The sequence below is a fragment of the Arthrobacter agilis genome (assembly GCF_002953615.1).
Taxonomy (GTDB): domain Bacteria; phylum Actinomycetota; class Actinomycetes; order Actinomycetales; family Micrococcaceae; genus Arthrobacter_D; species Arthrobacter_D agilis_B.
In genome coordinates this window covers 2582447-2596974 of record NZ_CP024915.1, presented here as the reverse complement: position 1 = coordinate 2596974, position 14528 = coordinate 2582447, and the positions used below count along the sequence as shown (strand labels likewise).

14 protein-coding genes and 1 pseudogene are annotated in these 14528 nt (G+C 69.0%); 8 read left to right on the top strand and 7 right to left on the bottom strand.

Translation table 11 applies throughout. The annotated features are described in order from the left end of the window. From CVO76_RS12660 to CVO76_RS12650, 3 genes and pseudogenes are all read left to right on the top strand, one after another. Window positions 1-387 (top strand): annotated as a pseudogene (locus tag CVO76_RS12660) (hypothetical protein); the annotation flags it as partial. A 47-nt stretch (window positions 388-434) separates the two neighbouring features. After that, window positions 435-1382 (top strand): ABC transporter ATP-binding protein, encoded by a 948-nt coding sequence (locus CVO76_RS12655; protein WP_432206101.1) that lies wholly within the window; start codon window positions 435-437, stop codon window positions 1380-1382. Further along, window positions 1372-2232, top strand: coding sequence for an ABC transporter permease (locus tag CVO76_RS12650; protein WP_244185953.1), 861 nt, complete (start codon window positions 1372-1374; stop codon window positions 2230-2232). Before CVO76_RS12655 ends, CVO76_RS12650 begins: the two co-directional genes overlap by 11 nt. A gap of 73 nt (window positions 2233-2305) precedes the next feature. Here the strand turns inward: CVO76_RS12650 and CVO76_RS12645 are convergent, their stop codons facing one another. Further along, window positions 2306-3319: an exonuclease domain-containing protein gene (locus tag CVO76_RS12645; protein ID WP_208739510.1), complete on the bottom strand. Its 1014-nt coding sequence runs from the start codon at window positions 3317-3319 to the stop codon at window positions 2306-2308. A 266-nt stretch (window positions 3320-3585) separates the two neighbouring features. Here CVO76_RS12645 and CVO76_RS12640 point away from each other — a divergent pair, with 266 nt between their 5' ends. Continuing rightward, window positions 3586-4413 carry a nuclease-related domain-containing protein gene (locus CVO76_RS12640; protein ID WP_133082629.1) on the top strand — a complete coding sequence of 276 codons (828 nt, stop codon included), beginning with the start codon at window positions 3586-3588 and terminating at the stop codon, window positions 4411-4413. A 53-nt stretch (window positions 4414-4466) separates the two neighbouring features. Next, the gene (locus CVO76_RS12635; RefSeq protein ID WP_208739509.1) at window positions 4467-5672 is read left to right on the top strand and encodes a hypothetical protein; all 1206 of its coding nucleotides are present in this window, start codon (window positions 4467-4469) and stop codon (window positions 5670-5672) included. Between the two features lie 20 nt (window positions 5673-5692). Here the strand turns inward: CVO76_RS12635 and CVO76_RS12630 are convergent, their stop codons facing one another. From CVO76_RS12630 to CVO76_RS12610, 5 genes are read right to left on the bottom strand one after another with little or no spacing between them, the layout of a single operon-like run. After that, window positions 5693-7102: an amidase gene (locus tag CVO76_RS12630; RefSeq protein WP_208739508.1), complete on the bottom strand. Its 1410-nt coding sequence runs from the start codon at window positions 7100-7102 to the stop codon at window positions 5693-5695. Continuing rightward, window positions 7099-8334 (bottom strand): amidohydrolase, encoded by a 1236-nt coding sequence (locus CVO76_RS12625; protein ID WP_208739507.1) that lies wholly within the window; start codon window positions 8332-8334, stop codon window positions 7099-7101. Before CVO76_RS12625 ends, CVO76_RS12630 begins: the two co-directional genes overlap by 4 nt. A gap of 30 nt (window positions 8335-8364) precedes the next feature. After that, complete coding sequence (locus CVO76_RS12620; RefSeq protein ID WP_133082624.1) at window positions 8365-9093, bottom strand: hypothetical protein; 729 nt, start codon at window positions 9091-9093, stop codon at window positions 8365-8367. Between the two features lie 27 nt (window positions 9094-9120). After that, window positions 9121-9876 (bottom strand): DUF5058 family protein, encoded by a 756-nt coding sequence (locus tag CVO76_RS12615; RefSeq protein ID WP_208739506.1) that lies wholly within the window; start codon window positions 9874-9876, stop codon window positions 9121-9123. A 42-nt stretch (window positions 9877-9918) separates the two neighbouring features. Further along, window positions 9919-11184 (bottom strand): M20 family metallo-hydrolase, encoded by a 1266-nt coding sequence (locus CVO76_RS12610; protein WP_208739505.1) that lies wholly within the window; start codon window positions 11182-11184, stop codon window positions 9919-9921. Window positions 11185-11389: 205 nt separating this feature from the next. Between CVO76_RS12610 and CVO76_RS12605 the strand changes: the two genes are divergently transcribed. The 3 genes from CVO76_RS12605 (at window position 11390) to CVO76_RS12595 (ending at window position 14260) form a co-directional block, all read left to right on the top strand. Next, window positions 11390-12430, top strand: a complete 1041-nt coding sequence (locus tag CVO76_RS12605) for a LacI family DNA-binding transcriptional regulator (protein WP_208739504.1) — start codon at window positions 11390-11392, stop codon at window positions 12428-12430. Window positions 12431-12539: 109 nt separating this feature from the next. Continuing rightward, a complete protein-coding gene (locus tag CVO76_RS12600; protein ID WP_208739503.1) occupies window positions 12540-13667 on the top strand; it encodes a hypothetical protein in 1128 nt (375 codons plus the stop codon). Window positions 13668-13786: 119 nt separating this feature from the next. Next, the gene (locus tag CVO76_RS12595) at window positions 13787-14260 is read left to right on the top strand and encodes a cupin domain-containing protein (protein WP_208739502.1); all 474 of its coding nucleotides are present in this window, start codon (window positions 13787-13789) and stop codon (window positions 14258-14260) included. A gap of 53 nt (window positions 14261-14313) precedes the next feature. Here CVO76_RS12595 and CVO76_RS12590 read toward each other — a convergent pair. Next, the coding region (locus tag CVO76_RS12590; RefSeq protein ID WP_208739501.1) for a helix-turn-helix domain-containing protein at window positions 14314-14528 on the bottom strand (215 nt) is incomplete at its 5' end.

Sequence of the window (14528 nt, the reverse complement as noted above, 5' to 3'; positions counted from 1 at the left end):
GAGCAGCGCGTCACCGAGGCCCCGACCGCCGACGAGGCGAAGGCGCGCGTCGACGCGAAGGACGAGCCTGCCCCCTCCGAGGAGCCCGTCGTGATCGGCGAGGGCTGGAGCACCATCGTGGAGCTGCCCGCCGGCACCGCGTCGACGCTCGGGCTGGACCTCGGCACCGGCGAAGCGGCCGGCATGGGCGACATCATGGACATCAAACCCGGCATGGACCCGGAGGAGGTCTCGGGAGCCCAGGCGATGCTGGAGCAGGCCCTCACCGACGTCGACGGTGGGCATGCCCTGCAGACGTCGCTCGTCTCGGTGCTCATCACGGACGACGGCCGGATCCTCGCAGGCGCCGTCAGCGCCGACCAGCTCGTCGCCGCCTCCCAGCGGTGATCCATGACGTACCACCGCAGACCCGCACCGATGGTGCGGGTCTGCCGGTGAGCACCGGCGAGTTCGCGATCGAGACGCACGGCCTGACCAAGGTGTTCGGCAAGCAGAAGGCCGTCAACGGCGTCGACCTCGCCGTCCCGCGGGGATCGGTCTTCGGCTTCCTCGGCCCCAACGGGTCGGGGAAGACCACCACCATCCGGGTGCTCCTCGGGCTGGCCGCCGCATCCAGCGGGAGGATCCGCCTGCTCGACGGCGAGATGCCGAAGGACGCGCGCGCCGTCCTGCCGCGTGTCGGAGCCCTTGTCGAGGGTCCCGCCATCTATCCGTTCCTCTCGGGACGGGCGAACCTCCAGCGGTTCGACGCCGCGGACCGCCACACCGATCCCGCGACACGCAACAGGCGCGTGGACGCCGCCCTCGACCGCGTGGGCCTCAGCCACGCGGCGAAGAAGCGTGCGCACGCCTACTCGCTCGGCATGAAGCAGCGCCTCGGCATCGCCAACGCGCTGCTCGCACCGCGGGACCTGCTGATCCTCGACGAGCCCACCAACGGCCTCGACCCGCAGGGCACCCGCGAGGTCCGCGGCCTCATCCGGTCCCTGTCCGACGACGGCACCACCATCTTCGTCTCCAGCCACCTCCTCGCCGAGGTGGAGCAGATGTGCACCGGGATCGCCGTGATGAGTGCCGGCCGCCTCGTGGCGCAGGGCTCGCTCGACGACCTCCGATCCGAGGGCACCTCCCGCGTGCGGGTCACCACGCCCGACTACGCCGACGCCCATCGCGTCCTCACGGGACTGGGGCTCACCCCCGAGCTCCACGGGCGGGACGACGTCATCACGGCCGAACTGTCCGTGCCCGGCCTCCAACCCGAGACCGTCAACGCCGCCCTGGTGCGGGCCGACGTGCGTGTGCGCGGCTTCGAGGCCAGCGGCGCCTCGCTCGAAGACCGCTTCGTCGCACTCACCGGAGAGGGGTTCGACGTTGCCGGCTGAATCCGCAGTAGCCCGCCCCCGTGCCGGAGGCTCCCTCGGGCTCACGCTCGTGCTCTCCGAGATCTCGGTGTTGTTCCGCAGGCTCCGCACCTGGGCGATGATCGGTGCTCTGGCGCTGATCCCGATCCTCATCGCCGTCGTCGTCCGGGTCTCGTCGGACGGCTCCGGGAGCGGACGCGGACCCGCGTTCCTGGACAGCATCACGCAGAACGGCCTGTTCGTCTCGCTGACCGCACTCACCGTGGCCATCCCGCTGTTCCTGCCGCTGACCATCGGCGTCGTCGCCGGTGACACCATCGCGGGCGAGGCGAACCTGGGGACGCTGCGGTACCTGCTCGTGGCGCCCGCCGGGCGCATCCGCCTCCTGCTCGTGAAGTATGCGGGGGCGGCGCTGTTCTGTCTCGTGGCGACCCTCACCGTCGTCATCACGGGCGCCATCATCGGGGCGCTGCTGTTCCCGGTCGGGCCGGTGACGCTGCTGTCCGGCGACACCGTGGGCATCCCCGGCTACTTCGTGCGGTTGCTGCTGCTCGCGCTCTACGTGACGCTGTCCCTGATGGGGCTCAGTGCGATCGGGCTGTTCATCTCGACGCTGACCACCATCCCGGTCGGCGCGATGGCGGCGACGGCCGCGCTGGCCGCCGTCGCGCAGATCCTCGGCGCGCTGCCGCAGCTCGAGTGGCTGCACCCCTGGCTGTTCACCAACTACTGGCTGGGGTTCGCGGACCTGCTGCGGCAGCCGATCGTCTGGAACTCCTTCGCGGACAACGCCCTGCTGCAGTTCGGCTACATCGCGGTCTTCGGGACGCTGGCCTACGGGCGGTTCAGCACGAAGGACATCCTGAGCTGAGGGCCGGCACCGACAAAGGCCTCCGACGGCGTGCCGGGGCCTTCACCACGTCCTCCTCGGCGGGACGCCGTTCCTAGTTCACCCGCCGTCGTCCGACCCAGGCGAGCAGGCCGGTGACCGCGGACTCGAGCACTCCCCGCACGTCTGCAGGTGTCTCGTCCCGTGAGGCGTCGGGCCGGTCCAACCCGACCCACTCGCGCAGCTCGCACTCGCTGACGGCGCGGATGGCCTGACCCGCGCCGATGTACTGGAGCGCCTTCCTCTCCTTGGCGGTACCCGGTGTCAGGAATGCCCTGCGTCGGCCGGCATCCTGCTGTCCGACGACGAGCATCGTGGTCCTCTTGGTGACGTTGGCGGCAGGCGTCGCGCCGCAGTCAGCGATCAGGTTCATCGCGTCCTGCCGCGTCAGGGTGGCGAGGTCCCCGGTGAACGCCACCTCCTGACCAAAGAGGGGGTTCGACGGGTCGGCCTGACCGTTCGCTCGCGGCAGTCCGGCAGGGGCGGTGCTGGCCGCGGAGCGGTAGGAGCGGACCGATGCCTGCTGGGCCGGTGGCCAGAGCAGGTCGAGCGAGTGGAGTGCGTGTCGTCGCGCGATCTGTACGACGGCGGCCGCGCAGATCTCGGCATCGCTCCCGGCATCATGGTGCTGGAAAGCCCTTAGGCCGAGGGCCTTCGCGACGTGCGGGAGCTTGTGCTGCTCGAGATCGAGAAGGCGACGGGCGAGGTCGACGGAGCAGTGGAAGGTGGTGTCGGGAACTGTGAGTCCTGACTCCACGCACGCACCGCGCAGGACGGACCGGTCGAAGGACGCGTTGTGCGCGACGAATCGGTCGTCGCCGGCGAAGTCCAGAATGCGTTGCAGGCTCTCGGGCCACCCCGGAGCAGTGCGGACGTCAGCAGGGCGGATGCCGTGCACCTGGATATTGCGTGGCGCGAACTCGCCGACGGAGCGCGGGGGCTTGATCAGCCACGCCGCCCTGTCGACGACGACGCCGTTGCTCACCTTCGCCAGGCCGACCGCGCAGACCGAGCCCCGCTTGCTGTTCGCGGTCTCGAAATCGATCGCGGTGAAGTCGAGACCCTGCACTGTTCCCCCTGAAGCTGTCGCCGCTCGTTCCGCGACCCTCTCCAGCCTAACGGGAGTCTGCCCGCCCACCGATCGGCGGCGCGCCTCGAGCTCTCCGTCGCGGTTCCCGTGCCGGTGCGGAAATGCTGTGGCAATCCTGCCGGCAATCGGCGCCCTGACCGGCCTCATCACTGCACTTCGCCCGGTAGATTCGTCCTACCCGGGCGAGGCTCAGCTCGCCCGGGTCTCAGGCTCGGGGGGAATCGCATGGCGTCGGGAAGCGGACCATGAGCGCGGCTGTCCCACTCGACGACGACGTCGCCTACGTCGAACCGGCGACTCTCGGCCTGCTCAAGCGGCGTGTCCCCGGTCAGTCGGTCATGGAGCAGCTGCTCGACGTCCACGGCACGAAGGACACGCGCGGACTGCTGGCCCGGGTGTTCGGCGTCCGTCCGCTGGCTCCCGACAGCCGGCCCTGGTACTGGGGAGCACTCGGCGAACGCTCCGTGGGTCGCACCCTCGCATCCCTGGGACCCGAGTGGACGGTCCTGCACGCCGTCCCGGTCGGTGAGAAGTCGTCGGACATCGACCACGTGGTCATCGGCCCGACGGGCATCTTCACGATCAACACGAAACGCCATCCCGGCCAGGATGTCTGGACCGCGAAGGGCACCTTCCTGGTCGCCGGGACGCGCTACCCCTACATCCGGAACTCGGAGCATGAGGCGGCACGGGCAGGGAAGCTGCTGTCCGCCGCCGTCCTGAACTCCGTGTCGGTATCGGCCGCGATCGTGGTCGTCGGGGCTCGGCAGGTCACCGTGAAGGAGAAGCACCGGTCTGTGTCGGTGGTTTCCGAGAACCAGCTCCTGCGGTGGCTCACCCGACGGCCGGTGGTCCACACCGGGCAGCAGGTCGCCCTCCTCTCGGCTGCCGCAGCACAGCCCTCGACCTGGCGGCGCACAGCACCTGCGCTGCGCGACCCGGCCGACGTCGTCGGGCCCTTCGAAGCGCTGGACCGGCTGGTGGACCAGGCACGACGACGACGGATCGGCTGGCTCCTTGCCGTGCCCGCGGCATTCGTCGCCTCGGCGGCGGGCGTCCTGCCACCCTTCTGAGCTGCCGCTCCCTCGCCTCGCAGCGCCACCTACTCCCTGTACCGGAAGAATCCATGCTCCACTTCCCCTCGAAGAACAGCGCAGCCCATACGGCGGATCCCGCGGACGTGACCCGCCTGCACCAGCTCCTGGGCGATCACGTCTGGGCCTTCAGCAACTGCCGCGTCGACGCACCGGGTCTGCCGGTCGCCGAGGTGGACTGGCTCTTCTACAACTCGACCAACGGGACCTTCATCCTCAGCGAGTGGAAGCGGTTCCCTGCCGCGGTGGTCCGCGTGAAGGATGCCGGCGAAGCGTGGACGCTGGGAAATCAGTCCGTCGTGCCGAATCCCCTCGAGCAGGTGGGCAAGCAACTCGACGCCGTCCGTCGCGCTCTTCGGCTGAATATCTGCAGGGAGCATTTCCCGTCGGCCGACCAGCACTCCATCAACCTGTATCCGACCGTGTACTCCCCTCAGGTGAATGAGGCCACGCGGCGGGAGCGGTTGCGGTACGGCGTGGTGCACGGGTCGCTCGACGACGTCGCCCTCATGGTCGAGCGCAGGGCCGTCACTGTTCCCCTGGTCGCTGCCGGTGGCAGTGCGCAGGTCGCTCTCGCCGAGGCGCTGGCCGAGCTCTTCCGGTGCTCGATCAGCCAGGCGGTGCGTAGGAAGATCGCTCCGCCCGCTCCCGTGCCACCGAGCCCTCGAGTGAGGATCGCGGCCATCTACCGTGAACTGGCCGCGCTCCATCTCGAACTCGCAGCACTGGTCGACGAAGGGCTTGTTACGCCATCAGGCACGCAGGCGCCGGAACTTCTGGCCAGTCCGTCGACAGCAACGTCGATGGTTCCTTCCAAGGTGCCGGCAGCAGCCCCGATCGGTGCACCCGAGTCGCCGGCAGTAGCGATGGCCGCTGGACCCGTCACTCAGAAAGCAGCACCACCTGTCGCCGAGCCGGCCAAGAAGACTCCGTCGGTCAATGGACACCTGCAGCGTCACGTCCTGAAGCACGTTCCGCCGTCAGCCGGTCCCGAACACGTGCGGGCGGCCTTCCTCGCGGCGCTTCAGGACGGCCACCTGCGCAAGAGCGGGGTGCACGTCGGTCAGTTCGGCGGCTATGTGGGGTTGCTCCTCGACGGTGGCAGGAAACTGGCAGACCTAGGGCTGGGCAGCCTCGAGAAGTGGTGCCTGACCCAGGCAACTGCGGCCGGCATAGCTGCAGTGAAGGACCCGACTGCTCCGTCCATCGTCCGACTGGGAAAACCGGCACAGACATGAACGAGCGCTCTGCGGGTGCCCTATAGCTCCGGCGCCCGCTTCGCCCACCCCGTCGCCTGCTCGAACGCATACGCGACCTGCAGCAGTTCGACGTCGCTGCCGTGCGGCATCGCGAGCTGCAGCCCGACCGGCAGGCCGTCCTCGCTGAAGCCGGCGGGCACCGACACCGCGGGCAGCCCGGTCGCCGAGATCAGGCAGGCCGAACGCATCCAGTCCAGGTACGTCTCGAACTCCACGCCGTTGACCGACGTCGGATACCGCTCGGTGGCGTCGAACGGAAGCACCTGCGCCGTCGGACTGGCGAAGACGTCGTACTTCCCGAAGTAGCGCCGCACACTCGTGTCGAGCCGGGTCCGGGCGAGGGCGGCATCGACCATGTCCTGCGCCGTCAGCTGCAACCCCTGCTCCACATTCCAGCGGATCTCGGGTTTGATCGCATCGTCGTGCTTCTGCACGAGCTCACCGAGTCCGAGCACGAAGTCGAAGGCGCGCGTCGTACCGAACACCTGGTCTGCGTCGCGCAGGTCCGGCGCGGCCTCCTCGACGATCGCGCCGAGGTCGGCGAAGACCTGCAGCTGTCCCTCGAGGACTCGCAGTACCTCGCGATCCACCGGCACACCCACTCCGAAATCGGGTGACCAGCCGATGCGTAGCCCGGTCAGGTCCCGCTGCAGCGGGGCGGCGAACGAGCCCGACACGGGGTAGGCGTACGGAACCGCCGGGTCGGCGCCGGCGATCGCCGTCATCCCCAGCGCGATGTCCTCGACGTCACGAGCCATCAGCCCGTTGCGGCCGAGCCACGCCCAGGCGTTACGCGTCGGCACGGCGGGGACGACGCCGATCGACGGCCGGTACCCGACCACGTTGCAGAACGACGCGGGGATGCGCAGCGAGCCGCCCATGTCGCTGCCGTCGCCCAGCGGCTGGATGCGGGCCGCGATCGACGCCGCCACTCCCCCGCTGCTGCCGCCGGCACTGCGCGTGGTGTCGTACGGATTGACCGTCGTCCCGAAGACCTCGTTGAAGGTGTGCGAGCCGGCGGCGAACTCCGGCACATTCGTCTTGCCCGTCGTCACCACACCGGCGCTCTTCAGGCGGCCGATGATCAGGTCGTCGAACGTCGGCACGAAGTCCCGGAAGATCGGTGACCCCTGCGTCGTGCGCAGTCCCCTGGTGTTGTGCGTGTCCTTGTGCGTCATCGGCAGACCGTGCAGCGGCGGGAGGTCGGCGCTCGACGCCGTCAGATCGTCGGCTGCATCCGCGAGCGCTGCGGCGCCCTCGCGGTCCTCGGTGATGACGGCGTTGATCGGGCCGTTGGCGGCGTCGATGCGGTCGAAGTGCGCCTCGAGCGCCTCGCGTGCGGACACCTCCCGACGACGGATGGCCCCCGTGAGTTCGACGGCGGACAGGTCGGAGAGTGCACCGGTCACGCGGTGGTCCCGACCTTCGACAGCAGGGCCGTCATGGCGGCCCGGACTCCGGTGGAGAGCGTGGGCTCGATGACCGGCGCGAAGTACGGCGAGTGGTTGCCGGGAACGGGGTCGTCGCCGTCGAGCAGTTCCTGCGGGTGTCCGCCGAAGAACCAGTAGACGCTCGGTACACCGATGGCCTCGGCCAGGAGTCCGAAGTCCTCGCTGCCCATCACCGGCGGGGCCTCGATGACGGCGTCCTCCCCCAGCACCTCGCCGAGAACCGCCATCAGATCCTCCGTCGACGCAGGGTCGTTGTAGCACTGGGGGAAATTCGTGATCTGCTCGATCACCGGCTCCGGTGCTCCCGACGCCGCGGCCTCCGCGCTGATGATCCGCCGCAGCGAGCCGAGGACGCGCTCGCGCACGTCGACGTCGAACGTCCGCACGTTGAGCGTGAACTCCGCCGACGCCGGGATGATGTTCTCCTTCAGCCCGCCGTGGAAGGTGCCGATCGTGACGACCGCGGACTTCATGGGGTGCACCTCGCGCGAGACGATCGTCTGGATGCGCACCACCATGTGGGCGCCGAGCACGATCGGGTCGATCGACTGCTCGGGCTGCGAGCCGTGCGCCTGCTTGCCGTGCACGGTCACCTTCCAGGAGTCGGCCATCGCCATGGCGGTGCCCTTGCTGATGTTCACGGTGCCGGCGAGTCCCGGCCACACATGCTGCCCGTAGATGATCGACGGCTTCGGCGCCTTGTCCCACAGGCCGTCCTCGACCATCGCCTCCGCGCCCTCGCCGGTCTCCTCGCCGGGCTGGAAGATGAAGACCACCGTGCCGGACCACGCCTCGCGGCTCTCTGCCAGCAGCTGGGCGGCGGTGAGACCCACGGTCATGTGGGTGTCGTGGCCGCAGCCGTGCATCACGGGGACATCGGTGCCGTCGGCGAGGTTGCCCGCCGTCGTGCTGGCGTAGGCGAGGCCGGTGTCCTCCGCGATGGGCAGGCCGTCGGTGTCGGCGCGGTAGCCGACCACGGGGCCGTCGCCGTTGCGCAGGATCCCGACGACGCCGGTGCCTCCGCACATAAAAGTCTCCAGCCCGAGGTGGTTCAGTTTCTCGAGGATGAACGCCGCCGTGTGCGTCTCCTGCATGGAGAGCTCGGGGTGGGCGTGGAGGTGCTGGTACAGCTCGTGCATCGCGGTGGTATCGGCGTCGGAGAGGTCGAAGACGGCGGTGTCGATGGTCATGGTGTCCTTTCGGGCGGGTCTGTCTGGAGCCTAGTTGACGAGGGTGGTGGGGGTTGCGGTCGCCTTGCGCGAGCGGAGGAACCAGGCCAGCACGGCGGTGATCAGGACGACGACGCCGGTGGCCGGCTTGGCGAGTACAGGGACCGCCGGCACCAGGACGAAGAGCACCACGACGGCGACGACGACGGCGATCACGGTCACGCGGGGCTGCTTCATGGTGACGATCAGCTGGACGAGGACGCCGCCGATGATCGCCGGGAAGATGTAGAGCCGCGCCACGTCGACGATGTCGGTGGGGATGATGCTGACCAGCCAGGTCCCGAGGATCCCGACGAACAGCAGCATCGAGACGACGTGGACCATCGCCGCGCCGCAGATGGCCATGAGGGCCGCGAACTCGCCCCGCTTGGTGCCGGCTTTCGCTCCGACGGCCGCCTGTGCCACCAGGGCCGAGGGCAGGAGCTTGTTGGCGATGTTGCCGATCATGAAGGCCTGGTACATCGCGGCCGGCCCGAGCACCGGGTAGTAGGTGATGGGCTCCACGAACCAGAGCACGAAGAACGCTGCGGCGACGGCGAGATAGGCCGTCCAGATCATCCCGGCAGTGATGCCCAGGTCCGTGAAGAAGACGAGGTACAGGGGCGCGGCAAGGGAGAGGAGGAGGGCGGTGCCCATGGTGAGCTGGCCCCAGAGGGAGGTGGTGCGGTCGAATTCGGCGAGCGATCCGGAGGAGGTGACGGCAGTATCTGCAGCAGACATGGTGGTTCCTTTCGGGTGAGGTACTGCCTAGGCGGCGGGGGCCATGCCGGAGGTGTGGGCGATGTACGCGGCGAACAACCCGACGATGATCGAGATGCCGAGCCCCCACTCCCTCAGCCAGGTCGCGGAGGTCCTGTTCGCGAGGACGATGCACACGGCCATGGTGATGGCCGAGACGATGACCGAGAGGATGTGGACCGGTGTCTTGCCGAGTTCGGCGATACCGAGGCTTGCGAAGGCACCGATGAGGGCGGCCGCCGGCACGATGGCCATCAGGGCGGGATTGACCCGTCGCAGTTTCGTGTCACCCCTGCGCAGGATGGGCGTCAGCACGAGCGTCGCCAGCATCCAGCCGGCACCGGAGAGACTCATGGCCATGAATGCCACCACGAACACCGCCTGCGTATAGTCCGGTCCGCCGAGGGTGGCGCCCATGGTGCCGGCGGCGAGGCTCGCGGAGGCCGATTCGGTGGCGGCCGAGCCGACGAGGCCGATCCGCACCAGCACGGCCGGTGTGCCGAACAGCGTGAGGAGGGCGATGCTGACCAGTACCACGGCCAGCGACGGCCCGATCGCGGCGATGGCACCGGCCCGGAAGGATGTCCGCAGTTCGTCAGCGGAGATGTCTGCCGCGGGTCCGGCCTTCTTCGCGGCCTTCATGTAGATCAGCGACTGGACGATGATGGCGCCGAATACCCCGAGGGCGAGGATCCAGAGGACGGGCAGGTTGGCGATCGCAAGGATGTCCGTGGACAGTCCCTCGGGAGTCAGTGCAGTTTTCATGGGAACTCCGGTCGGCAGGGCGGGTGGGGGTCGAAGAGCCGGTCAGTCGGTCGGTCGGGTGTCGGTGCCGTCGAGCCGGCGGAGGGTCGCGACGAGCGCGCTCACGCCGGTGGCGATGTCCTCCGTACTGCTCCACTCCTCCGGGCAATGGCTCTTGCCGTTCTTGGAGGGGATGAAGAGCATGCCCATGGGTGCGAGGGAGGCCATGTGCACGGCGTCGTGCGTCGCACCGCTGGGGATCGGCATCCATGGCAGTCCGAGGGCGTCGGCGGCTGCGCCGGCCACGTCCTGCACGCCCCGGTCCGCCTGGACCACGGTGTTGTCGGTCGACCACTCGAAGCCGACGTCGACGCCGAGGTCGGTCGCCTTCGCGGCGATCTCGGCGGTGAGGCGTGCCTTGACGCCGGACAGCCAGGACGAGTCGACGCTGCGGACCTCGCTGTACATGCGGACGAGGGACGGCACCACGTTCGGTGACCGGGATTCCGATTCCACGCGCGTCGACGTCGCGACGCCATGGGTGGGCGCCCCGCAGCCTTCGGCGCGCACCGCGAGGACGGCCTCGGCGGCGGCGATCATCGCGTCCCGGCGGTCCTCCATGGAGGTGGTCCCGGCGTGGTCCGCGGAGCCCGCGAAGGTGGCGATGAAGCGCTCGATCCCGGTGATCGCGGTGACGACGCCCAGTGGCAGACCGCGCTTCTCGAGGGTGGGGCCCTGTTCGATGTGCAGTTCGACGAAGGCGTGCAGCGGTCGCTTCGCCCAGGGCACGTCGGAGAGCGTCGACGGATCGAGACCGAAGTCCGTGTATGCCCGGCCGAGGCTCACGCCGCGGTAGTCCCGCCGTTCGAGGTCCTCCGGCGTCATCTCCTGGGCTGCGCACCGGCTGCCCAGACAGCTGAGGCCGAAGACGTTGGATTCCTCCCCGAGGAAATCGACGACCAGCAGGTCCCGCTCCAGCTGCGTCCCGGATTCCTGCAGGAGCCGTGCGGCCTCGATGGACCCGAGGACACCGACGATGCCGTCGAACCGTCCACCGCCGTCGACGGTGTCCGTGTGCGATCCCGTGACCAGCGCCGGGGCGGACGGTTCGCGGCCTGCGAGACGGCCCACGATGTTGCCGGCGGCATCGATATGCACCTCCAGGCCGACCTGGCGCATGCGGTCCGCGGTCCAGGTCCGGGAGGCCCGGTAGGGCTCGCTGAACACCTCCCGGGTCCAGCCGGGACGGTCGCCGTCGGCGAAACCCGACAATTCGGCGACGCCGGTACCGAGTCGTTCGACGGTCTCGAGTGAGGTGGACTGGAGCATGGGATCCTGTCATTCGCGCAAACGATTGCGTTCCGCATCGGGGAGGGACGATCGCGGAAGTATGGTGTACATCACACTACGGGTGGGTGGTTTCGTCAATGTTTCCGCACTGTGAAAGCTGCGGGACCCCGTACCACTCGCGCAAACCTTTGCGTATCCCCTGCACCTGCTGTCCGGGGAGCCCCGGGCCCCTAGACTCGAGGCAATGAAGGACGAACCCATCACCGCCCCGACGTCCGGTCGATCGCGCCCCGTGACGCTCGCGACCGTGGCGCGGCATGCGCAGGTGCATGTGTCCACGGCATCACGGGCGCTGAGCGACGATCCGGCCGGGGTGGGTGCGGATACTGTCCGGCGCGTTCGGGAGCTGGCTGCCGTGCTCGGGTACCGGCGCGACGTCGGCGCGGCGGGACTTCGGACCGGATCGTCCCGCCTGATCGGCGTCCTCGTCCCCCGCCTCACCGATCTCGTGCTCGCGTCCATCTACGAGAGCATCGACGCCGCGGCCAGCGCTGCCGGCTACGGGACGGTCGTCGCCAACACCCTCGACGATCCGGATCACCGACGGACCCGTCTCGACGCGATGCTCTCGCGGAGGATCGACGGCGTCATCATCGGCGATTCACACATCGGTGACACGGCAGCGCATGAGTTGCGGCGCCGGGGCGTCCCCTACGTCCTCGTCATGCGGAAGCTCGAGGGCCACCTGTCCGTCACCACGGACGACCACCGCGGTGGGCACCTCGCGGCCGAGCACCTCCTGGCTCTCGGTCACCGTCGGGTGGGAGTCATCGCCGGGGACCAGTTGGCGAGCACGGGCCGCGAGCGGACCCTCGGTTTTCGCAGGGCCTTCGAGTCCGCCGGCTATCCGCTGCCGGACGCCTACGTCGTCGAGTCGGCGTTCAGCACGCCCTCGGGGCTGGAGGCGGGTCGGCAGCTCATGCAGTTGCCGGAGCCACCCACGGCCATCTTCGCCGTGCACGACCTCCTCGCCCTCGGCGCGATGGGAGCCATCCGCGACGCCGGGAAGCGGGTCGGCGACGACGTCGCCCTGGTCGGCTACAACGATCTCGACCTCGCAGCGACGCTCCCGGTCCCGCTGACCTCCATCCGCTCCGACCTGCAGCGGATGGGCACCCTCAGCGTCGACGCACTGCTGCGGGGATTCAAGGGGGAGACCGCTTCGAGCGTCCTGTTGCAGCCGGAGCTGATCGTCCGGGCCACCACGCCGCCGTTGCGTTCCTAGGCGAGCTTTGGCGGCCTGTTCACCTCCCTGCCCAGCGGAGGCAACCCGCCCGTGACTCCCCCTCGGCAGCGTGGAACCGACACCACTGCTGCCCGACGAGGAGCCATCCGTGAAAGCAATCGTCCGCGCCATCTCCGTCCTGCTGTCCGCCGTCCTGGTCACCGGCGCCGCGAAGCCAGCCGTCGAGGACTTCCCCGCCACGGTCGATGGCGGTGCCTGGCCCGCCGGGCACGTCCAGGGGATCGCCGTCGACACCGAGAACGAGGTCGTCTACTACTCCTTCACCTCGATGCTGGTGAAGACCGACCTCGACGGCGCCGTCCTCGGCACCGTCACGGGATTCACCGGCCACCTCGGGGACCTCGACTTCAACGAGAAGGACGGCCGCGTCTACGGATCGCTGGAGTACAAGGCGGCCGAGTCCTTCTACATCGCCATCTTCGACGTCGACCGCATCACCGGGATGGACATGGACGCCGAGACGGACGGCATCGTCACGGCCGTCTACCTCGACGAGGTGGTGCAGGACTTCACCGCGGATCTGGACGGCAACGGCGTCTTCGACGGCGACATCGCAGACACCCCGGACCACCGCTACGGCAGCAGCGGGATCGACGGTGTCTCCTTCGGCCCGGCATTCGGCCGCAAGAACGGCAGGCAGCTGCTCACGGTCGCCTACGGCGTGTACTCGAACACCGAACGCACGGACAACGACCACCAGGTGCTCCTGCAGTACGACGTCACACGGCGGAAGAAGTACGAGCAGCCGCTCACCCAGGCCGCCCCCCACACCTCCGGCCCGGCGACCACCGACGGCAAGTACTTCGTCCACACCGGCAACACCACCTACGGCGTGCAGAACCTGAACTACGACGCCTTCACCCACACCTGGCTCCTCGGCGTCTACAGGGGCGTGAAGGAGCACTTCCCCAACTACTCGCTCTACGCCGTCGACGGCTCGTCACGACCTGTGCGAGGCATCATCGAGGGCCAGCGGAGCCGCGAGGAGGGCCTGCTCCTCCCCCTTCTCCAGCAGGGCCTGCACCACGAACCCACCGGGATCCGGGGCTGGAACTTCACCGCCGACGTCGGGCTCGAATCGCTCGGCAACGGCTACTTCTACATCGCCACCCAGGGCCGGGTCGTCGACGACGGCGTCACGAAGCAGACCGCCGTGCTGGACCTGTACCGGTGGACCGGCGCGCCGTCGTCGCCCTTCGAACTCGTGGTCCGATAGGCCGGGCCGGCCGGGCACCGGTCCACGATCACCCTTCCCACCGCATACCGCGCTTTCCCGGCCCGACGACGTGGTCCTCGATCTGGCGACCCCGGGCCGAAATGGTACAGAATGCGATCATGGACATCACTGACAACGGACCGAACCCGAACGCTTTCGACATCGAGAGTGCAACGACGGCGAACACCGATTACCGTCGCGTCGCCTGGACGGGCAAGCACCTGCAGGTGACGCTCATGTCGATCGAGCCGGGCAATGCGATCGGCCTCGAGGTGCACCACGGCACCGACCAGTTCCTGCGCGTCGATGCCGGGAAGGGCCGCGTCACGATGGGGCCCGCGAAGGACGACCTCTCGTTCCAGCAGGACGTCGAGGACGGCTGGAGCATCCAGGTGCCCGCCGGCACGTGGCACGACGTCGAGAACACCGGGGACGAACCCCTGCGCCTCTACGCCGTCTACGCACCCACGCACCACGCGCAGGGCATCGTGCAGGCGACGGCGGACGACGCCGAGAAGGACGAGGAACAGGGACGCGACGAGCCGCCGTCGTGGGTCGAGGAAGTCGACGACAAGGGCGAGGAGAGCGCCTGACCACCGTCGCTCCCGGTCCGGTTCCGCAACCGGACCGGGTACGACGACGGGGATCAGGAACGGGGAGCGTCGCTTCCTGCCTGCGCCTGGACGCGGCAGTTCAGGACGGCGATCAGCGTGGCCGCGTCGGCAGGGACCGCCGGATCGTACCCTGTGAGCTGATGGACCCGTGCCAGCCGGTTGAGCACCGTGTTGCGGTGGCAGTACAGCTGCTGCGCAGCCAGGGAGACCGATCCGGAGTTCACGTAGGCGAGGAGGGTCTCGACGA